Here is a 21,346-nt window from a genome sequence, read left to right on the forward strand (position 1 = left end):
CCGCCGTCGGCGATCCTGTCAGTGACGAATTCATCCGCCGAACCAGCCGGGGACGTCGAGGCGGAACACGTCGGCGGGAACCATCCGGCGCAGGTCGTCCTCGATGGCGGCGACCCGGTCCGCGCCGAGCGTGGCCGCCCAGCGGTCGCGTAGCTCGTCGAAGACCGCCGCCGAGCGGTGCAGCCCGTCGCGGCCCTTCGCGGTCGTCCGGACCAGCTTGCGTCGGGCGTCGGTCGGGTCGTCCACGCGTTCCAGGTAGCCGAGCGCGACCAGCCGGTCCACCGTCTTGCCGGCGGCCTGCTTGGAGACGCCGAGGCGCTGCCCGAGGTCGGAGGCGGTGGTGCCGTCCGGGCCTACGGCCTGGAGGACGAACCCGTGGGCCGGGCGCAGCTCGGGGTGCCCCTGGCGGGCCAGCTCGGCGTGCAGGTCGTCGACGAGCGTACGGAAGCCGGCGAGCAGGAGCAGCGGCAGCGCGAAGCCGGGGCGGTCAGGCGTTGCCACGTTCGACAACCACGTTTACTATTTCGTCAACCACGTTGACCATCTTACGAGAGGGGCACAGTCATGTCCCGCTTCACCACGTACGAGCCGGACACCGCACCCGCCGCCGCCCGCCCGGTCATGGCCGGGGTACGCCGCTCGCTGGGCCACCTGCCCGCTGCCGTCGGCCTGATGGCGGGCTCACCCGAACTATTGAAGGGCTTCCTCGCCGCCAACGCCGCGTTCGAGGCGACCGACCTCGACGCGGTCGCCCGGGAGGTGGTCGTGCTCACCGTCGCCACCCGCAACGGCTGCCACCTCTGCGTGGCCATGCACACCGCTACGCTCGTCCGGCACGCCGCCGCGCCGGAGCTGATCGAGGCGCTGCGGACCGGCGCGACGCTGCCCGACCCCCGGCTGGAGGCGCTGCGCCGGTTCACCGTCGCCGTCCTCGACCACCGGGGCGCGGTCCCCGACGCCGACCTCGACGCGCTGCTCGCCGCCGGGTGGCAGCGCCGGCACGCGCTGGACGTGGTGCTCGGCGTCGGCACGTACACCATCTCCACGTTCGCCAACCGGCTCACCGAGGCGCCGCTCGACGCGCCGCTGGCCGCGTAGGCCTGGACGCCCGCGGCCTGAGCTGCGGGGTGTTAAGAAGGGGCCCCTCCTCTACCGGAGGCGTTAACAGGGGGCCCTTCCTTACCTCCCAGGAACGTGCGGGAGGATGGCGGCATGGCGGCTCGTGGCTTCCCGTACACCGATCTCAAGGACTTCCTCGCGGCGCTGGAGCGCGCGGGCGAGCTGCGGCGGGTGAGCGCGCCGGTCGACCCCACGCTGGAGATCAGCGAGATCGTCACCCGCACCGTCCGGGCCGGCGGGCCGGCGCTGCTGTTCGAGCGCCCCACCCGGGGCGAGATGCCGGTGGCGATCAATCTGTTCGGCACCGAGAAGCGGATGGCGATGGCGCTCGGGGTGGAAGACCTCGACGAGATCGGCGCGCGGATCGGCGACATGCTCAAGCCGGAGCTGCCGCAGGGCTTCTCCGGGATGATGGGTGGCCTCGGCAAGGTCATGCAGCTCAAGTCGATGCCGCCGAAGAAGGTCAAGACCGCCCCCTGCCAGCAGGTCGTCTACCGGGGCGACGACGTCGACCTGAACCGGCTGCCCGGGTTGCAGGTGTGGCCCGGTGACGGCGGGATCTTCCACAACTTCGGGCTGACCCACACCAAGCATCCGGAGACCGGCAAGCGCAACCTCGGGCTCTACCGGCTCCAGCAGCACAGCCACAACACGATCGGCATGCACTGGCAGATCCACAAGAACTCCACCGCGCACCACGCGGTCGCCGAGCGCCTCGGCGAGCGGCTGCCGGTGGCGATCGCCATCGGCGCGGACCCGGTGGTGGCGTACTCGGCCAGCGCGCCGCTGCCCGCCGACATCGACGAGTACCTGTTCGCCGGGTTCCTCGCCGGTGAGCGGGTCGAGATGGTCGACTGCCTGACCGTCCCGCTCCAGGTGCCGGCGCACGCGCAGATCGTGCTGGAGGGCTACATCGAGCCGGGCGAGCGGCTGCCCGAGGGCCCGTTCGGCGACCACACCGGCTTCTACACGCCGGTCGAGCCGTTCCCGGTGATGCACATCGAGTGCATGACCATGCAGCGCGACCCGGTCTACCACTCGATCGTCACGTCCCAGCCGCCGCAGGAGGACCACGGTCTCGGCAAGGCCACCGAGCGGATCTTCGCGCCGCTGCTGCGCTTCCTGATCCCGGACATCGTCGACTACGACCTGCCCGCCGCCGGTGTCTTCCACAACTGCGCGATCGTGTCGATCCGCAAGCGCTACCCGAAGCACGCGCAGAAGGTGATGAACGCGATCTGGGGCGCGCACATGATGTCGCTGACCAAGCTGATCGTGATCGTGGACGAGGACTGCGACGTCCACGACTACAACGAGGTCGCGTTCCGCGCCTTCGGCAACGTCGACTACGCCCGTGACCTGCTGCTCACCGAGGGCCCGGTGGACCACCTCGACCACGCCTCGTACCAGCAGTTCTGGGGCGGCAAGGCGGGCATCGACGCGACCCGCAAGCTGCCCGAGGAGGGCTACACCCGGGGCTGGCCGGAGGAGATGCGGATGTCGCCCGAGGTGGTCTCACTGGTGGACAAGCGCTGGAAGGAATACGGGATCTGATGACGGCGGCGGTACAGGAACGGCCCGGCCGGGTCGCGTCCTTCCTCAAGCTCGTCGCCATCGAGCACTCGGTCTTCGCGCTGCCGTTCGCGTACCTGTCGGCGCTGACCGCCATGCAGCTCAACGGCGGCCGGGTGCGCTGGGGCGACCTGCTGCTGATCACCGTGGCGATGGTCGGCGCGCGGACGTTCGCCATGGCCGCGAACCGCATCCTCGACCGGCGGATCGACGCGCGGAACCCGCGTACGGCGAACCGGGAACTGGTCACCGGCGCGGTGAGCGTGCGGACGGCCTGGACCGGCGCGGCCGTCGCGCTCGTGGTGTTCCTGGCCGCCGCCGCCCTGCTCAACCCGCTCTGCCTGGTGCTCGCGCCGCTGGCCGTGGTGCCGCTGGTCGTCTACCCGTACGGCAAGCGGTTCACCAACTGGCCGCACGCCATCCTCGCGGTGGCGCAGGCGGTCGGCCCGGTCGGCGCCTGGCTGGCGGTCACCGGCACGCTCGACGGCTCCGGCCCGGCCTGGCTGCTCGGCGCGGCGGTCGGCCTCTGGATCGGCGGCTTCGACCTGATCTACGCCTGCCAGGACTCGGAGATCGACCGGGAGATCGGCGTGCACAGCGTCCCCGCCCGGTACGGCCGGCGCTTCGCGCTGCACGCCTCCACCGTCGCGCACGTGGTGACGTTCGCGCTGTTCATCTGGTTCGGCGCGTGGGTCGGCTTCGGCTGGCTGTGGTGGATCGGGCTGGCGCTGACCGCTGCCGCCTTCGCGTACCAGCACCTGGTGGTCAGCCCGACCGACCTGAGCAAGGTCAACCGGGCGTTCTTCACCGCGAACGGCTTCGTCGGCATCGCGTTGTTCGTCCTCGCGCTGCTCGACCTGGTGATCCGGCTCGGCCTGCGGCCGTAACGGCAACGCCGGAACGCGGTCAGGACGCCGGGGTGACCGGATAGCGGGCGCTCTCCAGCGTCCAGTCCACGGTGCCGCGCACGGCGGCGGCCAGGCCGTCGAGGTGGACGGCGACGGCGTCGTCGAGCGTCGGGCCGAACGACGGCGCCGCCGCGCGGAGCGCCGCGAACCGGGCCATCTCGGCCCGCCAGTGCCCGGCCACCAGGTCGACCGCCGCCGGCAGCGGCACGCCCCGCTCGGCGGCCACCGCCAGCACCAGGTTGTGCCCGCCGCCGGTGGCGTGGTCGCGCTCCAGCGAGGCGATGTCGTTGAACCAGGACAGCAGGTCGTTCGCGAGGTCCGCGAGCCGCCGCAGTGCCGGGTGGTGGTAGACCGCGTCGGGCAGCGGGCGTCCGGACGCGAACTCGATGAGCGGGTACGACACGTACGCCGCCGAGGTGGCCCGGCGCAGCCGCACGTACTCGGCGACGCCCGGCGGACGGCCCGACCCGGTGGCGGTGGCCTCCCGGTGGACGCCGTCGAGGTGGTCGGCGACCGCGTCGGCGAAACGTAGCCGCCAGCGGGCCGGCATCCGGCGGCGGGGCTCCCGCCACGCCTGCACCAGCAGGCGCCGCAGCGGGCCGGAGAAGCCCGGATGGCGGGCTCGCGGACCCTCGCGCAGCAACGCGAGCGCGCCGTCGCGCAACGCGCGGATCTGCCCCGGCGTCAGCCCGTCCCGCCCGTCGCAGGCGTCGTCGACCAGGAAGAACCAGGTGAACAGCGCGGTCAGCACCCGCAGGTCCGCCTCGGTGGCGTCCGGGTAGAGGCGGCCGGCGTACCGGGCGAACCCGGCCCGCGCCAGCCGCCGCCGGGTGGCCGGGTCGGGCGGCAGACCGAGCCGGTCGACCAGTTCCACCAGCCAGCCCTGCACGTCGTCCGCGTACGGGGAGAGGCGGGGCGTGATGGGGCAGTCGGAGCGCAGCGCCCGCAGCACCGCCGCAGTCATCACCGGCCCTTCCCACGGAAGTGGATTTGCCGATCGAAGAATTTCACGCCGAGGGAACTCCCGTGAACCCTCTGGACATCCCGGGCGGGCCGCCCGAACGGGGGTCGTGGTCCGCCGCCCGCGGCGACCAGGCACGCTTGAGGGCATGCGCGAACCATGGGTGGTGGGTGTCTCCGGCGCCTCGGGCACGCCGTACGCGGCGGCGGTCGTCCGGGCACTGCTCGACGCGGGCCAGGCGGTGGACCTGATCGTGTCCCGGGCGGCCCGGCTGACGGTGCTGGACGAGACCGGCCGGCCCTTCCGGGACGGGCACTGGGCCGAGGACCTGGCCGCCTGGCTCGACCGCGACCTCACCGGCGCGGACATCCGGCACTGGCCCGCCGGTGACCTGGCCGCCGGCCCGAGCAGCGGCTCCTATCGGGTACGCGGCATGGCGGTGGTGCCGGCCAGCACCGCCGCCTGCGCCGGCATCGCCATCGGGCTCTCCAAGGACCTGCTCCAGCGTGCCGCCGAGGTGAACCTCAAGGAGCGCCGCCCGGTAGTGGTGGTGCCCCGGGAGACCCCGGTGACCCGCAGCCACCTGGAGCACCTCATCGCGCTGCACGACGCCGGAGCCGTGGTGCTGCCGGCCAGCCCGGGCTTCTACGGCGCCGGGGCGGCGGCCTCCGCCGGGCAGCTCGTGGACTTCGTGGCCGGCAAGGTGCTGGACGCGCTGGGCGTCCCGCACACGCTGTTCCGGCGGTGGGCCGGCGAGCTGGCCGCCGGTCGCCGGGAACCCGGTCCGGCCTGACCGGACCCGGCGTACGACGAGCGGGGCGCGGCCTCGATCGGACCGCGCCCCGCACGTTCAGTACATGCCGGCGTTCGCCGGGCCGGGGCCGGTGGAAGCGGTCGGGCCCATGTTGCGGGCCTTGCCCATGTCCTCCGCCTCGTCCAGCATGCCCTCCCCCTCGAGCAGGGCCCGCACCTCGGATTCCCGAAACCGGCGGTGCCCTCCTGGAGTCCGGATACTGCCGATCCGGCCGGCCGCTGCCCATCTGGTCACGGTTTTCGGGTCAACCCGAAACAGCGCAGCGACCTCACCCGGTGTCAGCAGGCGATCTCCAGTGTCCACAGCCCCCTCCTCGCGTCGACGAAGCCCCCGGCTGAACACACTGCCCCCGGCCGGTGCGAGCCCAGAGCCGTCATGAGGGACGTATGGCAATTACAGCACCGGCTACCGGACGTGTCCGCCAAACGCGAAAAACGCACACACTGGGAAGTTAGGAAATGGTACCGGCGGAGAACCCCCGTGAGCGCACGTTTGTGATAGGCGCGGCCCGACCTCATCGTCGCCCGGTGGCCGCAGTGCCGGGCCCCGATCGAGATAGGGTCACTCTCCGTGGACACGATCGACCTGAGCCTTGTGGAGCTGTTGCGAGGCAACGCCCGTCTGTCGTACGCCGAGCTGGCCCGTCAGGTCGGCCTCTCCGCCCCGGCCGTGCACGAGCGGGTCGGCAAGCTGGAGTCCAGCGGCGTGATCCGGGCGTACCGGGCCGAGGTCGAGCCGGAGTCGATCGGGCTCGGCGTCACCGCGCTCATCGGCATCATCGAGGACTCCGACGCGGACACCGACGACGTGCTGGAGTCGTTCCGGCGCATCCCCGAGATCGAGTCCTGCTACTTCATGGCCGGCGTCGAGTCCTTCCTGCTCAAGGCGCGGGTCGGCACGATCGCCGAGCTGGAGCAGCTGATCGTCCGGCTGAACCGGACGGCCGGCGTGGCATCCACCCGTACCAGCATCGCCCTGTCGACCAAGTGGGAGAACCGCCCGCAGCCGCTGGAACCGCCCACCGCCTGATCACTCTGGCCCCGGCGCGGGGATTGCGGTTACCGTGCGCCGATGACGATCTCGGGACGCGGCGCCGCAGTGGTCACCGGCGCGGCCGGCGGGCTGGGCCGGGCCATCGCCGTCGCGCTGCACGCCGACGGCTGGAACGTGCTGCTCACCGACGTCGACGCCGATGCCGTGGCGACCGCCGCCGCGCCGCTGGGTGGCTGGTCGCGCCCGCTCGACGTACGCGACGAATCCGCCTGCGCGGACGTGGCCGCCGAGGCGGCGGCCGCACCCGGCGGCCTCGGGCTCTGGGTGAACAACGCGGGCATCCTGGTCACCGGGCCCTCCTGGGCGCACGACGCCCCGACCCGGCGCGCGGTGGTCGAGGTGAACGCGCTCGGCGCGATGAACGGCACGCTCGCCGCCGTCGCGGTGATGCGCGAGCAGGGCCGCGGCCACGTACTGAACGTCGTCTCGCTGGCCGGGCTGATCGCCGCGCCCGGCGAGACGGTGTACGCGGCCAGCAAGCACGCCCTGCTCGCGTTCAGCCTCGGCACGCTGAGCGACCTGCGGATGGCCGGCGTCCGGGGCGTACACGTGTCGTGCCTGTGCCCGGACGGGATCTGGACGCCGATGCTGCACGACAAGCTGGACGACCCGGGCGCGCTGGCATCCTTCACCGGTTCGCTGCTCACGCCGGAGCGGGTGGCCGCGCGGGCCGTCCGGCTGGCCCGGCGGCCCCGGCCGGTGGTCAGCCTGCCGCGCTGGCGCGGCGCCCAGGTACGGCTCCTGGACGCCTTCCCCCGGCTCGCCCTGGCGCTCACGCCGGTGATCCGGGCCACCGGCCGGGCCGGTCAACGGCGGCAGGCCCGCCGGGTCCGGGAAAACCCGAGCCCACCTCGCTTGTAACGTTGCCGACGTGACTCATCTCGACCGGTGCGACGAGGCCAGCCGGCGCTGGGTGACCGAGGCGATCGCCGCTGTCGAGGCGGACGCCAACCGCTCCGCCGACACCCACCTGCTTCCGTTCCCGCTGCCCCGCGAGTGGGGGATCGACCTCTACCTCAAGGACGAGTCGGTGCACCCCACCGGCTCGCTCAAGCACCGGCTCGCCCGCTCGCTGTTCCTCTACGGGCTCTGCAACGGCTGGATCGGCCCGGACACCACGATCGTCGAGGCGTCGTCCGGCTCGACGGCGGTCTCCGAGGCGTACTTCGCGCGGATGCTCGGGCTGCCGTTCATCGCGGTCATGCCCGCCTCCACGTCACCGGAGAAGATCGCCCAGATCGAGTTCCAGGGCGGGCGCTGCCACCTCGTCCAGGACCCGGCGAAGGTGGTGGTGGAGGCGCGCTGGCTCGCCGAGGACAGCGGCGGCCGGTTCATGGACCAGTTCACGTACGCCGAGCGGGCCACCGACTGGCGGGGCAACAACAACATCGCCGAGTCGATCTACGCCCAGCTCGCGCTGGAACGGCACCCGGTGCCCGCCTGGATCGTCGTCGGCGCCGGCACCGGCGGCACCAGCGCCACCATCGGCCGCTACGCCCGCTACCGGCGGCTGCCCACCAAGCTCTGCGTGGTGGACCCGGAGAACTCCGCGTTCTACCCCGCCTGGCAGGCCGGCGACTGGTCGGTACGCACCGACCGAGGTTCCCGGATCGAAGGCATCGGGCGGCCCACCGTCGAGGCGTCCTTCCTGCCCAGCGTGGTGGAACGGATGGTGCAGGTGCCGGACGCCGCGTCGCTCGCCGCCATGCGGGCCGGCTCGGCGGTGCTCGGCCGCCGCGTGGGCGGCTCCACCGGCACCAACCTGTGGGGCGCGTTCGGGCTGATCGCCCAGATGCTGGCGGACGGACGTACCGGCTCGGTGGTCACGCTCATCTGCGACCCGGGCGACCGGTACGGCGACACCTACTACTCCGACGAGTGGGTGGCCGGGCAGGGCCTCGACCTCGCCCCGCACCTGGCCACCATCGACCGGTTCCTCACCGACGGCGCGTGGCCGGCGGCCTGAGCCGGCCCCCGGACTGTCAGCGCGGGTCGACCCGCTCGGCCAGCCCCGGATAGCGCACCACGAAACCCTCCGGGTCGACCTCCAGGTCGGCCGTGAACGTGCCGCTGGCGTACCGGACCCGGCCCGGGCCGAGCGAGGTGTAGACCTGCTCGGCGGGGACCACGGCCAGGCCGGGCAGCAGCACCCAGGCCACGGTCACCGCCGTCGCCATGTCGGCGGGCAGCCGCCCCAACCCGATCCGGCGGATCGGCAGCGTGTTCGTCAGCGGGGACCCGCCCAGGTCGACGTCGAGCGCGTCGTCCAGCCGACCCGGGTCGTCGGTGCCCGGCAACCCCGCCGGTGGGTGGCCCGCCGCGCTCAGCGCCGCGTCCAGGTCACCCTCCTCGCCGGTACGCACGCGCCACCCGTCCCGGCCCCGTTCCAGGCGTACGCTCCGCGACCAGCCCGCGCCCTCTGCCTCGACCTCCAGCTGGTTGGTCGACCAGTCGGGCGCGAGCGCCAGGCGGTAACGGCAGGTGTACGGGATCGGGTCCACGGCGAGTGCCACGCCCTGCGCGGTCAGCCCCTGTCCGCCGTCGAGCACGACGTGCTCGCAGCCGGCGGTGTCGGTCCGGGCCCAGAAGAGCGACTTCGGCATGGTCCGGACGTTACGCGACCCGGCCGTCGGCGGCAGCGGATGCGCGAACGCCGCCGCCGGCCGGATGGCCACTGACTACCCCTGCTCGTCGCCCTCAGTAGGGCGCGGCGGCCGGTTGTGGCGGGCCCACTCGTCGACCTCGTCCGCGTCCCAGACGTTCATGCCGATCAGCCGGGCGAGCGGCTCGGGGAACCCGGGGCGGCGGGTGATCTGCAGGACCCGCTGACGCGATACGCCGAACAGGGCGGCCAACTCGCCGGGCCCGTACAGGCGTGGTCGTCTCACCCGACGAAGGTAGTCATGGTCGTGCCTCTTCGGGCTACTCGTCGTCGTCCGCCGGCCGGGGCGGCCGGTGCTCCCGGATGTACCGCTCCACGTCCCGCTTCAGCCAGACGGCGCCGACCGACAGCTCTTGATACGGCGCGGGGAATGCGGGATGCCGCCGGATCTCGCGGAATCTCGATCTGCCCACGCCGAGCATTTTCAAGATCTCACCGGCCGCGACGAGTTCGCCCGGTCCCGTCTCCTTGGTCACGACTTCGAAGGTAGGAGCGGGCTGACCCGACTATCTTGACGCGAACAAGAAATCGCACCTACGTGGGCCCGTCAACATTGACAGGGGGGCAAGGGAGCGATCTGATGGATCAGGCCCCCCGCCCGGTGGCGAGTTCGCGGCGGACGGGGGTGCCACCTGGAAGCCGACCCACGGCAGGAGGCCCCGAGTGACCCAGCGCCACGCTCCGCTGAAACCCCTTTGGGTCTGCACGGCAGACCTGCTCAACTGGCCGTGCGAAAACGCAAAGGTCGAGTTGGTCGCTGACTACAGGCACGACCGGCGTAACCTCGCCGTCGATCTGGCCGCCCTCATGCGGCAGGCGACCGATGACCTGGCCGGGCTCTACTCCGAGCCGCCGGATCCCGCCGAGATGCACATTCGATTCATGGGCTGGCTGCGGTCGGTGCGCGATGTCTGACCCGATCGGCACCGGTCTGCTGTTGTCCGCCGTCATCGCCCAGGCGTTCGGCTGCTGGGTGGCCTGGTCGTGGGGCCGGTCCGCTCGGCGAAGTCTCCGGCAGACCATCGATCAGACCATCCCGACACCGCCGCCCGACTGGCAGCCTCGGCATCGCCTGTCGATGTTGAACGAGCCGACCCGGCGGTATCCCGTCCTCGCACCGCGCAGCTAGAACGCCACCGGCCCGTTGACCCGCAGACGCACAGCCGCCGCCGAGCGGGTGCTCGGCGGCGGCTGTGGCTGCGCTCAGATCAGTGGGTACGCGCCGGCGGTCGCCCGCCGAAGCCGCGCCGGTCGTCCCGGCCCCGCCCCTCGGCCCGGAAACCGCCACTCCGGCGCTCGGCCGGGCGCGCGTCGCCCCGGTCACCGAAACGCCGCTCGGCGTGCGGGCGGTCCTCCTGGCGACGGTCACCGAAGCCACCCGGCCGGTCGTCGTACCGCCGCTCGTCGCGGTCGTACCCGCGCCCGGCCGCCGGCCGGTGCCGGTCCCCGAACGGGCGGTCGGCGCGCTCGCCGAAACGCCTGTCGTCGCGCTGGCCGCCGAAGCGGTCGCTGCGCTGGCCACGGTCGTCGCGACGCTCCGGCCGCCCGAAGCGGCGCTCGCCGCCACCGGCCCGCTCGCCCGAGTAGCGCTCGCCCGCCGGACGGTCGCCGAACCGGCGGTCACCGCCACGGTCCGCGAACCGGTCGCCGGACCGCTCGCCCGCGGGCCGGTCGCCGTAGCGGCGCTCGCCCCGGCCGTCGCGGTCGCCGAACCGGCGCTCGCCACGGTCGGAGAAGCCGCCCCGGCCGCCCCGGTCGAAGCCCCGGCCGTCCCGGTCGCCGAAGCGGCGCGGGCCGCCGCGTCGCGGCTCCGGCTCGTCCCGGACGGGTACGCCGCTGGGCTCGCGCGCGCCGGTCAGCTCGGCCAGCGCCTCGTCGCCCGCCCGGACCCGGGTCTCGGCCGGCTCGACGCCCGCCTTCTCCATCATGGCCAGCGTGGTGCGGCGCTGCTTGGGCAGCACGAGCGTCGCCACCGCGCCCGACTCGCCGGCCCGGGCCGTACGGCCGGCCCGGTGCAGGTAGTCCTTCGGGTCCTTCGGCGGGTCCACGTGCAGCACCAGCGACACGCCGTCGACGTGGATGCCGCGGGCCGCCACGTCGGTAGCGACCAGCACGGGCGTGCGGCCCTCGCGGAACTCGGCGAGCGTCTTGGTACGCATTCGCTGGGTCTTGCCGCCGTGCAGCCCACCGGCCCGCACGCCGACGGCCGCGAGCTGCTCGACCAGCCGGTCCACGCCGAGCTGCGTACGGGCGAACAGCATGGTGCGGCCCTCGCGGGCGGCGATGGACGCGGCGACCGCGAACTTGTCGTGCGGCGGGATCAGCAGCAGGTGGTGGTCCATGGTGGACACGGCAGCGGTGGCCGGTGCGGTCGAGTGGGTGACCGGGTCGGTCATGAACCGCTTGACGAGCGTGTCGACGTCGTTGTCCAGAGTGGCCGAGAACAGCAGCCGCTGCGCGTCCGCCGGAGTCTTCGACAGAAGCTGGGTGACCTCGGGCAGGAAGCCCATGTCGGCCATCTGGTCGGCCTCGTCCAACACGGTGATCTCGACGTCGTCGAGCCGGCAGACGCCGCGCTCGATCAGGTCGCCGAGCCGGCCCGGGGTGGCCACGACGATCTCCACGCCGCGGCGCAGCGCGTCGATCTGCCGGTCGTACGGCACCCCGCCGACAGCGGTCTTCAGGAAGACGCCCACCGACTTGCCGAGCGGCACGAGGGCGTCGTTGACCTGCATGGCGAGCTCGCGGGTGGGGACCAGGACGAGCGCGCGGGGGTGCAGCGGCCGGGCCCGGTTGCGGTCGGCGACCCGGGCGATCACCGGCAGGCCGAAGGCGAGCGTCTTGCCCGAGCCGGTCTGGCCCCGACCGAGTACGTCGCGGCCCGCGAGCGAGTCGGGCAGGGTGGCCCGCTGGATCTCGAACGGGGTGGTGATGCCCTGCCGGGCGAGCGCCTCGACGAGCTGCCGGGGCAGGCCGAGCGACGCGAAGTCGACGGCGTCGGAGTTCGGGTCGACGGACGGGGACGTGCTGGATTCAGCGAACGTGGTCAAGAAATGCCTCTCGAGCGGGGCGCATCTTCGCGATGGCCCGCCGCGGCCTGTCACGCCGCCGAATCGCCCGCAAGATCGCCCATGAGCGCGCAATCGGGGCGCGCCAGGTCAGTAATCGGAGACAAGTGTACGGCGCTTCGCCCACTCCGCCACGGCAGCGCGAGGCGGTAGTGGGCGGGCTCACCCCCGTCACTCGACCGGCATGGCTCCGGTCAGGCCGCTGAGCGCGTCGTTGGCCAGGAAGACCACGAGCAGACTGATCGCGATGAGCATGGTCAGCGCGACCGCCAGCACGATGATCACCTTGGTGTTGCCGCCCCGGGCCGCCGGGCTCTCCTCGGACCAGCCCTGAGCCAGGATGTGCCCGGTCAGCGAGCCGGAGTTCTCCAGCGGATTGCCCTGCGGGAACGACACGGTGGCGAAACCGGGTCCGTCCGTCCCGCCGCCGTAGACGGCGCCGGCGAGGTCCGTGCTGCCGGACTGCTGACGTACCGGACGGGTCGCGTCGGCGTCGCGGGCCGGCGTGGCCGGCGGCGGCCAGGTCGGCAGCGCCGGTGCCGGGACCGCGGGCGGCGGGGCGGAGACGGGCGCGGCGGCCCACGCCGGAGGCGACTCGGCGGAGGACGCCGGAGTGCCGGTCGTGGCCGGCGGCGCGGACGGGAAGGGCGTGGTGGCCGGCGCGGGCGGCACCGCCGAGCCGGCCGACGGCGTGGCGAACGATGGCGGGCCCGCGGTGACCGGTGGCGTGACGAACGACGGCGCGCCTGGGGTGGCCGACGGCGTGCCGAACGACGGGCCTGCGGTGGCCGGTGGCGCGGGGAACAGCGGCGCGGGCAGCGGGTTCGCCGCGGCCGTCATCGCCGGTGGTGGCGGGAACGGAGGCGCGGGCATCGGACCCGGTGGGGGCGGCGGCGGGGGCACCGCGGGTCCGGGCGGCGGCACCGGCGGCCCCGGTACGGGCGGAACCGGCCCCGGTGGGGTGGGCGCCGGCGCGGGCGGCGCGGGCGCGGGCGGCGTGGGCCGGAACGGCGGCTCCGGCTCCGGCACCGGCGGCGCGGGCGACGGCGGGGTCGGACCCGGTACCGGGGTCGGCGCCGGCTCGGGCTCCGGACCGTGCGGGGCCGGGGGCTGCGCGGGCTCCGGCGGCTGGGCGGGCTCGGGCGGCTCCGGGTTCACCGGACCCGCCCGGTAGACGGTCGCGGCGGCGGGAGCGGTCACCACCGAGGCGGCGATCTCGTCGGCGGACACCCGGCTCAGGCCGGGTACCGCGGCGCTGGCCCGGGCGTGCGCCGTCCCGCCTTGCCCGGCCGGCTTCGTGGACAGCGCCGCATTGAGCCCGGCGGGCTTCGCGGACGGCGCCGCATCGAGGTCGGCGGGCTTCGCGGAGGGCACCGCACCCGGCCCGGCCGGTTGCTCGGCGAGGGCGGGGGACGCGGTGCCGGAGTCGGCGGACCCGGCTGCCGGGGCGCCGTCCCGGGGATCGGTGGCGGTGCTTCCGGCCGCGTTCTCCGGCCCGCCCGGCGCGGCGTCGCGGTCCGGTCGATCGTCGGTCGCGACCGCATCCGCGCCGGCGGCGTCCTCACCCGGCGTCTCGCCGCCCGCCGGAGTGGACACGCCAGCCGGAGCGGCCGGTGTGGACGAGTCGGCGGGAGCGGAAACGGCGGGAGCGGACACGGCAGGCGGAACGGCCGGGGCAGCCGAGTCGGCGAGGGCCGTCGGAGTGGGCACGGGCACCCGGGCGGAACCGGAGACACGGGGAGCCGGGATACCGGCAGCCGGGCCGTCCGGCGTGGCCGGGGAGGGCGTACCCGCAGCGGGTGTGCTGATGGGGGCCTCGGGTGTCGCCGGGCGTTCGGCCACGGCGAAGGCGGACCAGGTCGACGGGGGAACTGTCGCGCCGGGCTGACGCCGGTCCAGCGGCGGGGCGTCCGCCGGGGTGCCCGCGCGGTACGTGGTTGGGCTCGACGGCGCCGCCGGCGGCTCGTCGCCTGCGGGAGGCGGTACGGCCGCCCCGGCGACGGTCACCCGTGCCCGCGCGACGGCCACCGGCCCGGGGCGGGCCGCTGCCGGGCTGTCGTCGGCAGGGTCGGCGGCGTCGGGCGTCGGTCCGGGGTGGACCTTCTCCGCCGGAACCTCGTGCTCGCCCATCTCGCCCCTCCGCACCTACGCTCGCCCCCGACCGTGGCGCCGGCCGAAAGTGCCTGGATCTCACCGTGCCATATTCCGGCCCGGGCGCACAGCCGGAGTGCGGGTTGGGTCAGTCGGCGCTGCCGCTCGCGCTGGCAGAGGCGCTGGCGGACGTGCTGCGCGACGGGGCGACGCTGCTGCTGCTCGGGGCGGCGCTGGTGCTCGGCGCGGCGCTCTTGCTCTCGCTCGGCGTCGGCGTCGGCTCCTCGGGCGGGCTGGACGGCGTGCTGGGCGTCGGGCTGGAGGTCGTCGGGTCCGGCGTGGGCGTGGTCGGCCTCGGGGTGGTCGGCGTCGGCCTGGGGGTCGTCGGCGTCGGCTTCGGCGTGGTGGGCGTCGGCTTCGGCGTCGGGGACGACGGCGGCGGGGTGGTCGGCACGGGCGGCGGGGGAGCCGGGGTGGCCGGGGCGGCGACGGCTCCGATCACCCGGGTCGCGGCGTAGAGCCGGGACCAGCGGACCACCGAGATCTTGACGACGTCGCCGGTCCGGGGCGCCTCCACCATCTTGCCGTTGCCGATGTACATGGCGACGTGGTGGATGCTCGTCCAGCTGCTGCTGGAGGCGAAGAAGAGCAGGTCGCCGGGGAGCAGCGCGTTCGGTGAGACGGTGCGGGAGCGGGTGGCGTAGTACTGGTCCTTCGCGACCCGCGGCAGGCCCTTGTAGCCGGCCGACCGGTAGGAAGCGAGCACCAGGCCGGAGCAGTCGAACCGGTCCGGGCCCTCGGCGGCCCAGAGGTAGGGGTCGCCGAGCTGGGCGAGGGCGTAGCGGACCGCGGCGAGCGCCTTGGGGTCCGCCGCCAGACCGTCGATGCTCTGGTTGACGACGTACGAGCTGCCGAGCTGCTGCTCGGCGGCGTCGGCCAGGCGCTCGATCTCGAGCAGCTTGGCGGCGTTCTCCTTGCGCAGCGCGACGAGCGTCGTCTCCTGCTTGCGCAGGTCGGTCTCGGCGCGGGTGAACTCGGCGGCCTTCTCGGTCGCCCGGCGCTGGGCCGAGTCGTGCGCCTCCCGGGCGATCCGCTCGGCGTTCGTGGCCCGGAGGAGTTCGCCGGTCACGGACGTGGTGGCGCCCTCGGCCTTGTCGCCCCGGGTGATGCGCTGGAGGTTGGCGAAGTCACGCAGGCTGGCGCCGAACTCGCCCGGCGGCAGCGCCGCGTCGGCCTTGACCGCGTCGGCGGCGGCGCTCTTCGCGTTCTCCTGGGCCCGGGTGAGCGCGTCCTGGGCCTCCTTGAGCCGGGCGGCGGACTGGGTCAGCTCGGCCTGTGCGGCGTCCCGCTCGCCCTTGATCCGCAGCATTTCCTCGCCCAGCAGCCCGACCTGGGCGTCGAGCTGGTTGATCTGCGCGATCAGCGGGCCGTCGGCCGGGTTGGTGACGCCGGTGGTGCCGCCCGGCAGGCCCGGGACGGTTACTCCGGGCACGCCCGGAACGCTGCCGGGCAGGCCGGGGACGCTGCCGGGCAGGCCGGGGACGCTGCCGGGCAGTTGCAGGGGGCCGGTGACCTGGGGGCGGGAGCCGGTGCTGGGCACGGTGTCGGGCAGCGGGTCGGCCCAGGCCGGGGTGGCGAGCGCCGCCGCCGCGACCGCACCGAGGAGGGCGGACCAGAGGGCCGGACGCAGGACCGGTGAGATCACCGGCTGCCGGCCTCGTCGCCGCCGGGCCTTGGTGCTGTCGGACATTCCGCTCCCCGTCCGGTCTGGTGCCCGCCACGCGAGGTGGGGCGTGTCAGGACAGGGCGGCACTGGTGTGTGTTCCGCCCCACCCTGTCTTACCTCACCGTCGCAGCGATGTCGATGTGCGGAGAGTGACGGCGGGTGAACTGGCTCGACCACGTCGGCGGCTGGTCGGACCCGCGACGTACGCTCGATCGGGAACCCAGGGGGAAGGACGTGGCTTTCGGATGGACGCCGGACTCAAGCGCGAACTCGAAGCGAAGGTGTACGCCGGGGAGCGGTTGACCCGCGAGGACGGCATCGCCCTCTACGACAGCGACGACCTGACCTGGCTGGGCCGGCTGGCCCACCACAGGCGTACGGAGCTCAACGGCGACCGGGTGATGTTCAACGTCAACCGGCACCTGAACCTGACGAACGTCTGCTCGGCGTCGTGCGCGTACTGCTCGTTCCAGCGCAAGCCGGGCGAGAAGGACGCCTACACGATGCGGATCGACGAGGCGGTCCGTAAGGCCAAGGAGATGGAGGACGAGCAGCTCACCGAGCTGCACATCGTCAACGGCCTGCACCCGACGCTGCCCTGGCGCTACTACCCGAAGGTGCTGCGGGAGCTGAAGGCCGCGCTGCCGAACGTCAACCTCAAGGCGTTCACCGCGACCGAGGTGCAGTGGTTCGAGAAGATCAGCGGGCTCACCGCCGACGCGATCCTCGACGAGCTGATGGACGCCGGCCTGGAGTCGCTGACCGGCGGCGGCGCGGAGATCTTCGACTGGGAGATCCGCCAGCACATCGTCGACCACAACTGCCACTGGGAGGACTGGTCGCGCATCCACCGGCTGGCCCACTCCAAGGGCATGAAGACGCCGTCGACCATGCTCTACGGCCACATCGAGGAGCCCCGGCACCGGGTCGACCACGTGCTGCGGCTTCGCGAGCTGCAGGACGAGACCGGTGGCTTCCAGGTCTTCATTCCGCTGCGCTACCAGCACGACTTCGTCGACTCGGCGGACGGCAAGATCCGTAACCGGATCCAGGCCCGCACCACGATGGCCTCGCCGGCCGAGTCGCTGAAGACGTTCGCGGTCTCCCGGCTGCTGTTCGACAACGTGCCGCACGTCAAGTGCTTCTGGGTCATGCACGGCCTGTCGGTGGCGCAGCTCTCGCTGAACTTCGGCGTCGACGACCTGGACGGCTCGGTCGTGGAATACAAGATCACCCACGACGCCGACTCGTACGGCACGCCGAACACCATGCACCGCGACGACCTGCTGCACATGATCTGGGACGCCGGGTTCCGCCCGGTCGAGCGGAACACCCGCTACGAGATCGTGCGCGAGTACGACGGGCCGCCGTCGCTGGCCGAGCGCCGGTCCGAGCCGCAGCAGGTCTGGGCCTGAGCGGGCGATGAGCGGCGAGGAACAGCAGCGCGCCTTCCCCCGGCGTGACGCCGAGGGGCGCATCCTGACCCTCGGTGACCTGCTCGGCGTGAGCCTCGCCGGCCTGGTCATCGGGGTGCTGGCGCTGCTGGTCTTCGAATGGGCGTTCGCCACCATCGGCGACAGCGGCTTCGGGGGCACGAACGGCTGGCTGGCGGTGATCCTGCCGCTCTGGTTGTTCTGGGACGAGTTCCGGGCCTGGGAGTTCGGCGCCGCCCGGGTGGTGGCGGCGCTGACCGGCATCGCGCTCGGCGTGCTCGCCGGTCTGCTGGCCGCCGGACTGGCCTCGGGGCTGCCCGCGCTGTTCACGGGAGCGTTGGCCGCGGCGGTGTTCACCGTGGTCTACGCGGTCGTCTGGTTTCATGGCGTGCACTGGCTGGCCCGGCGTACGGGCTGAGGCACGAAGAGAGTGGGAATGCGGGAATGAGCGCGGCGCTCAAGTACACGCTGGGCCGGATCGGGCTGTTCGTCGTCGTGCTGGCGGCCCTCTGGTTCGTCGACATGAACATGTTCCTGCGGCTGATGCTGGCGCTGATCTTCTCCGCCACCCTGTCGTTCTTCCTGCTCAAGGGCCTGCGGGACCAGATGGCCGGGGAGATGGCGGAGGCGGCGGAGCGGCGTCGCCTGGAGAAGGACCGGCTGCGCTCCGCGCTGGCCGGTGAGGACCAGGCCGAGCCGGAGGGCGAACGCCGCGACAGCTGAGCGGACCGGCGGGGCCCGGCGCGCGACGTCGCGCCGGGCCCTTCGCCGTTCACCAGCCGGTCGAGCGGTTCACCGGATGGTCGAGCCGCTCACCAGTTGGTCGAGCCCGGGACGACCGGCCACGGCCGGTCGACCGGCTTGATCAGGTACGCGATGCCGCCCGAGCCGGAGGCCACTGTGCCGTTGGCCCGGTAGCGCTTGGTGCGCAGCCAGATCTGCTCGAACTGCTCCCGCTTGTAGACGTTGCGCACCGCCTCGTTCGAGGAGGACGCGGGGTCGTTGACGATCACGTCGCCCTCGGCGGTGAAGCCGACGATCACGAACAGGTGCCCGGCGGTGCCGTAGTTGGCCCCGTCGAGTTCGCTGGCGAGGAACGACTGCGAGGTGACCACCGGGATGCCGGCCTTGATGAAGCGTTCCGCCTCGTCCAGCGAGTGCAGCCGGGTGACCCGGCCCTCCAGGCCGGGGAAGCTCGCCGCGTACGCGGTGTTGAACGGCCAGTTGCCCGCGCCGTCGTACTCGTAGTCGTAGGTCATCCGGGCGGCGTGGTCGACGGTCGGGTCGGGGTAGGCGGGGTCGACCCAGGAGGTGTCCTCGGCCGAGGGCTTGCGGCCCCAGTACTCGACCACCATCTCCGTCGAGGTGGGTGAGCACCACGCCTCGCCGCCGCCGTTGTACTCGGGGTACTCGCCGATGTGGACGTTCTGCGAGTAGCGCGGCACGGCCAGCTCGGTGCCCCAGGCGATGCCGCCCCGGCTCGGGGTGACGGTGAACCGGTCGGGCACGTTCGACGCCATCGCGCCGACCATCCGCACCTGCGGCGCGGCGGCCTGGCCGGGCGCGCGGTAGAGCGTCAGCCGCAACTGGTACGAGCGCAGCAGCACTCCGGCGTCGGCGTCGTCGATCGAGAACGTGTCGGTCCAGATGCTCGACCAGGGGTCGCCCTGGCCGTCCAGCGTGGACCGCTTGATGTCCTGGTCGCCGGAGGCCCAGCGGCCCATGACGAACCACGGGGTCTGCGCCCCGGTGTTGTACGTGCCGTGCAGCTCGACCTGGATCCAGGTGCCGGCCGGGGTGGCGGCGTTCCAGGACGCGACCATCTCGCTGGCGTCGAAGCCGATCCGCCGCTCGGGCGAGGTCCAGGTGGCGTACTCCCAGGTGCGGGTCGTGCCGGTGTGCTCGTCGGTGAACTCGGTGGTGCCCACCGGGCGGTCGATGGTCAGCGCGGGGTGACGGCCCGGTACGGCGCGGGTGCCCTGGTGGGAGCCGCTGCGCCAGTCGGGGAAGCGGGAGAACTCCTGGAACGTGATCTGTTCGTCGTGTGTGACGCCCGGCCGCGGGGCTTGTGCCTGGGCCGGTGCGGTGGTGCCGAGGAGGGTGAGCGCGGTGAGGCCGGCGAGGGCGGCCGCGCGCATGGGTCGTCCGAACATGGCAGCTCCACGGGGAGACGGCATCGTTGCCGTTCACTGTCGCGCCTGGCGGGAAGTTTCGCCAGATGTTCAGGCATGGAAAATCATTGCCGAAGTGACGATCAGGTCGGGATGACTAAAGGGAGAGACAGATATTGATATGACCATGTGTCTCCTGGTGGAGTGTGCGGACAACGGGAGCTCTCCCGTACCCCCAGGAGGTTGTCCATGGCCTTCCGCACCTCTCCGTTCCGCCGCCGGCTGGCGCTCGCCGCCGCCGTCGGCCTGACCATCGTCAGCGCGGCCGCCGCGCCCGCCGTCGCCCGGCCCGCGCCGGAGGGCTCCGGCGAGCCGGCCACCGTCGCGTACCGGGTGCTCGGCCCCCGCACCGCCGCGGACCGCACCGCGGTCGCCGGCACCGGCGCCGCCATCGACTACTCCGAACACGGTGTGTTGCACGTCACGGCCACCAAGGCCGAGGCGAACGCGATCACCCGGCTCGGGTTCCGGCTCGAGAAGGACGTCGTGCCGGAGCACGACCACGCCGACGGGGGCATGACCGCCAACGCGTTCCCGCCCGCCGACTCGAACTACCACGACTACGCCGAGCTGACAGCGGTGGTGAACAAGGTGGTCGCCGACCACCCGACCATCGCGCGGAAGCTGAGCATCGGCACGTCCTACCAGGGCCGGGACCTGATGGCCGTGAAGATCTCCGACAACGTCGCCACCGACGAGGCGGAGCCGGAGATCCTGTTCAACGCCCAGCAGCACGCGCGTGAGCACCTGACCGTCGAAATGGCGATCTACCTGCTCAACCTCTTCACCGACAACTACGGCAGCGACTCCCGGATCACAAACATCGTCAACACCCGGGAGATCTGGATCGTCCCCACCGTCAACCCCGACGGCAGCGAATACGACATCGCCACCGGCTCCTACCGCTCCTGGCGCAAGAACCGGCAGCCCAACAGCGGCTCCACCGCCGTCGGCACCGACCTGAACCGCAACTGGGGCTACCAGTGGGGCTGCTGCGGCGGCTCGTCCAGCTCGAAGTCGTCGGACACCTACCGGGGCCCGTCCGCCTTCTCCGCGCCGGAGACCGCGGCGCTGCGCAACTTCGTCAACAGCCGGGTCGTCGGCGGGGTGCAGCAGATCAAGGCGAACATCGACTTCCACACCTACTCGCAGCTGGTGCTCTGGCCGTACGGGTACACGTACAACAACACCGCCACCGGGATGAACACCGACCAGTACAACACCTTCGCCACCATCGGACGGCAGATGGCGGCGACCAACAACTACACCCCGGAACAGTCGAGCGACCTCTACATCGCCGACGGCACCAGCATCGACTGGATGTGGGGCGCCCACAAGATCTGGGCGTACACCTTCGAGATGTACCCCGGCTCGGCCTCGGGCGGCGGCTTCTACCCGCCGGACGAGGTGATCCCGGCGCAGACCTCACGCAACCGGGAGGCCGTGCTGATCCTGTCCGAGTACGCCGACTGCCCGTACCGGGCGATCGGCAAGCAGAGCCAGTACTGCTGACCTCACCACCGGGTGGGAACCCCGGTTCCACCCCCGCCGGGGTTCCCACCCACCCCCACCGTCCGGACGATCTCCGCTGGTCGTGCGCTACCGTGGCACCGACCGTGCCACAGCGAAGCCGGTGCGAAACCGGCGCTGTCCCGCAACTGTGATGCCCCGTACGCGCGGCGTCGGCCTCCCGCCGGCGCCGACGGACGTGGGACGAGCCAGGTCGCCTGCGGCCCGGTCGCGACACGCGCTCTCGAGGAAGGGCGCC

Annotated in this window: 21 protein-coding genes, 1 pseudogene and 1 riboswitch; of the genes and pseudogenes, 12 read left to right on the forward strand and 10 right to left on the reverse strand. The window is 72.9% G+C overall.

The genetic code is table 11. The features are described from left to right. Window positions 1-30: 30 nt before the first annotated feature. Window positions 31-501 (reverse strand): MarR family winged helix-turn-helix transcriptional regulator, encoded by a 471-nt coding sequence (locus J3R08_RS00920; protein WP_043327395.1) that lies wholly within the window; start codon window positions 499-501, stop codon window positions 31-33. 63 nt (window positions 502-564) lie between these two features. Here J3R08_RS00920 and J3R08_RS00925 point away from each other — a divergent pair, with 63 nt between their 5' ends. The 3 genes from J3R08_RS00925 (at window position 565) to mqnP (ending at window position 3,578) form a co-directional block, all read left to right on the forward strand. After that, window positions 565-1,098: a carboxymuconolactone decarboxylase family protein gene (locus J3R08_RS00925; RefSeq protein ID WP_209959644.1), complete on the forward strand. Its 534-nt coding sequence runs from the start codon at window positions 565-567 to the stop codon at window positions 1,096-1,098. Between the two features lie 114 nt (window positions 1,099-1,212). Continuing rightward, complete coding sequence (locus tag J3R08_RS00930) at window positions 1,213-2,673, forward strand: menaquinone biosynthesis decarboxylase (RefSeq protein WP_043327390.1); 1,461 nt, start codon at window positions 1,213-1,215, stop codon at window positions 2,671-2,673. Next, the gene (mqnP, locus tag J3R08_RS00935) at window positions 2,673-3,578 is read left to right on the forward strand and encodes a menaquinone biosynthesis prenyltransferase MqnP (RefSeq protein ID WP_069088707.1); all 906 of its coding nucleotides are present in this window, start codon (window positions 2,673-2,675) and stop codon (window positions 3,576-3,578) included. Before J3R08_RS00930 ends, mqnP begins: the two co-directional genes overlap by 1 nt. Before the next feature lie 19 nt (window positions 3,579-3,597). On the opposite strand, the gene J3R08_RS00940 is transcribed toward mqnP, so the two are convergent. After that, window positions 3,598-4,563 (reverse strand): hypothetical protein, encoded by a 966-nt coding sequence (locus J3R08_RS00940; protein WP_064448406.1) that lies wholly within the window; start codon window positions 4,561-4,563, stop codon window positions 3,598-3,600. A 145-nt stretch (window positions 4,564-4,708) separates the two neighbouring features. On the opposite strand from J3R08_RS00940, the gene J3R08_RS00945 reads away from it, so the two are divergent. Further along, the gene (locus tag J3R08_RS00945) at window positions 4,709-5,353 is read left to right on the forward strand and encodes a UbiX family flavin prenyltransferase (protein ID WP_030500727.1); all 645 of its coding nucleotides are present in this window, start codon (window positions 4,709-4,711) and stop codon (window positions 5,351-5,353) included. A 57-nt stretch (window positions 5,354-5,410) separates the two neighbouring features. On the opposite strand, the gene J3R08_RS00950 is transcribed toward J3R08_RS00945, so the two are convergent. Then, the gene (locus J3R08_RS00950; RefSeq protein WP_013473529.1) at window positions 5,411-5,677 is read right to left on the reverse strand and encodes a BldC family transcriptional regulator; all 267 of its coding nucleotides are present in this window, start codon (window positions 5,675-5,677) and stop codon (window positions 5,411-5,413) included. A 267-nt stretch (window positions 5,678-5,944) separates the two neighbouring features. On the opposite strand from J3R08_RS00950, the gene J3R08_RS00955 reads away from it, so the two are divergent. Genes J3R08_RS00955 through J3R08_RS00965 form a run of 3 tightly spaced genes read left to right on the forward strand, consistent with a single transcriptional unit; the run spans window position 5,945 to window position 8,393 of the window. Further along, a complete protein-coding gene (locus J3R08_RS00955) occupies window positions 5,945-6,403 on the forward strand; it encodes an Lrp/AsnC family transcriptional regulator (protein ID WP_018787850.1) in 459 nt (152 codons plus the stop codon). Between the two features lie 42 nt (window positions 6,404-6,445). Then, window positions 6,446-7,288, forward strand: a complete 843-nt coding sequence (locus tag J3R08_RS00960; protein WP_166455688.1) for an SDR family oxidoreductase — start codon at window positions 6,446-6,448, stop codon at window positions 7,286-7,288. A 10-nt stretch (window positions 7,289-7,298) separates the two neighbouring features. Further along, a complete protein-coding gene (locus tag J3R08_RS00965; protein WP_209959646.1) occupies window positions 7,299-8,393 on the forward strand; it encodes a PLP-dependent cysteine synthase family protein in 1,095 nt (364 codons plus the stop codon). A gap of 16 nt (window positions 8,394-8,409) precedes the next feature. Here the strand turns inward: J3R08_RS00965 and J3R08_RS00970 are convergent, their stop codons facing one another. From J3R08_RS00970 to J3R08_RS00980, 3 genes are all read right to left on the reverse strand, one after another. Continuing rightward, window positions 8,410-9,030 carry a putative glycolipid-binding domain-containing protein gene (locus J3R08_RS00970; protein WP_209959648.1) on the reverse strand — a complete coding sequence of 207 codons (621 nt, stop codon included), beginning with the start codon at window positions 9,028-9,030 and terminating at the stop codon, window positions 8,410-8,412. Window positions 9,031-9,105: 75 nt separating this feature from the next. Continuing rightward, entirely contained in the window at window positions 9,106-9,315 is a 210-nt protein-coding gene (locus J3R08_RS00975; protein WP_041798756.1) for an AlpA family transcriptional regulator, read from the reverse strand. A gap of 34 nt (window positions 9,316-9,349) precedes the next feature. After that, window positions 9,350-9,565, reverse strand: a complete 216-nt coding sequence (locus tag J3R08_RS00980) for an AlpA family transcriptional regulator (protein ID WP_036311366.1) — start codon at window positions 9,563-9,565, stop codon at window positions 9,350-9,352. A 187-nt stretch (window positions 9,566-9,752) separates the two neighbouring features. On the opposite strand from J3R08_RS00980, the gene J3R08_RS00985 reads away from it, so the two are divergent. Beyond that, window positions 9,753-10,004 (forward strand): flavin reductase, encoded by a 252-nt coding sequence (locus J3R08_RS00985; RefSeq protein WP_174536643.1) that lies wholly within the window; start codon window positions 9,753-9,755, stop codon window positions 10,002-10,004. A gap of 293 nt (window positions 10,005-10,297) precedes the next feature. Here J3R08_RS00985 and J3R08_RS00990 read toward each other — a convergent pair whose 3' ends face one another. From J3R08_RS00990 to J3R08_RS01000, 3 genes are all read right to left on the reverse strand, one after another. Next, a complete protein-coding gene (locus J3R08_RS00990) occupies window positions 10,298-12,139 on the reverse strand; it encodes a DEAD/DEAH box helicase (RefSeq protein ID WP_209959649.1) in 1,842 nt (613 codons plus the stop codon). A gap of 189 nt (window positions 12,140-12,328) precedes the next feature. Beyond that, on the reverse strand, window positions 12,329-14,287 hold the full coding sequence (locus J3R08_RS00995) for a hypothetical protein (RefSeq protein ID WP_209959652.1): 1,959 nt from the start codon (window positions 14,285-14,287) through the stop codon (window positions 12,329-12,331). Window positions 14,288-14,396: 109 nt separating this feature from the next. Next, window positions 14,397-15,998: a C40 family peptidase gene (locus tag J3R08_RS01000; protein ID WP_209959654.1), complete on the reverse strand. Its 1,602-nt coding sequence runs from the start codon at window positions 15,996-15,998 to the stop codon at window positions 14,397-14,399. 221 nt (window positions 15,999-16,219) lie between these two features. On the opposite strand from J3R08_RS01000, the gene mqnE reads away from it, so the two are divergent. Genes mqnE through J3R08_RS01015 form a run of 3 tightly spaced genes read left to right on the forward strand, consistent with a single transcriptional unit; the run spans window position 16,220 to window position 18,130 of the window. Then, window positions 16,220-17,389: an aminofutalosine synthase MqnE gene (gene mqnE, locus J3R08_RS01005; RefSeq protein WP_043327375.1), complete on the forward strand. Its 1,170-nt coding sequence runs from the start codon at window positions 16,220-16,222 to the stop codon at window positions 17,387-17,389. A 7-nt stretch (window positions 17,390-17,396) separates the two neighbouring features. Continuing rightward, entirely contained in the window at window positions 17,397-17,825 is a 429-nt protein-coding gene (locus J3R08_RS01010; protein ID WP_209959656.1) for a hypothetical protein, read from the forward strand. Between the two features lie 26 nt (window positions 17,826-17,851). Next, on the forward strand, window positions 17,852-18,130 hold the full coding sequence (locus J3R08_RS01015) for a DUF4229 domain-containing protein (protein ID WP_113972208.1): 279 nt from the start codon (window positions 17,852-17,854) through the stop codon (window positions 18,128-18,130). Window positions 18,131-18,219: 89 nt separating this feature from the next. On the opposite strand, the gene J3R08_RS01020 is transcribed toward J3R08_RS01015, so the two are convergent. Further along, window positions 18,220-19,560, reverse strand: coding sequence for a C39 family peptidase (locus tag J3R08_RS01020; protein WP_069088698.1), 1,341 nt, complete (start codon window positions 19,558-19,560; stop codon window positions 18,220-18,222). 207 nt (window positions 19,561-19,767) lie between these two features. On the opposite strand from J3R08_RS01020, the pseudogene J3R08_RS01025 reads away from it, so the two are divergent. Beyond that, window positions 19,768-21,087 (forward strand): annotated as a pseudogene (locus tag J3R08_RS01025) (M14 family metallopeptidase); the annotation flags it as partial. 120 nt (window positions 21,088-21,207) lie between these two features. Beyond that, a riboswitch (cobalamin riboswitch) is annotated at window positions 21,208-21,301 on the forward strand. Window positions 21,302-21,346: the final 45 nt, after the last annotated feature.

The organism is Micromonospora sp. HB375 (assembly GCF_017872985.1).
GTDB classification, from domain to species: domain Bacteria; phylum Actinomycetota; class Actinomycetes; order Mycobacteriales; family Micromonosporaceae; genus Micromonospora; species Micromonospora chalcea.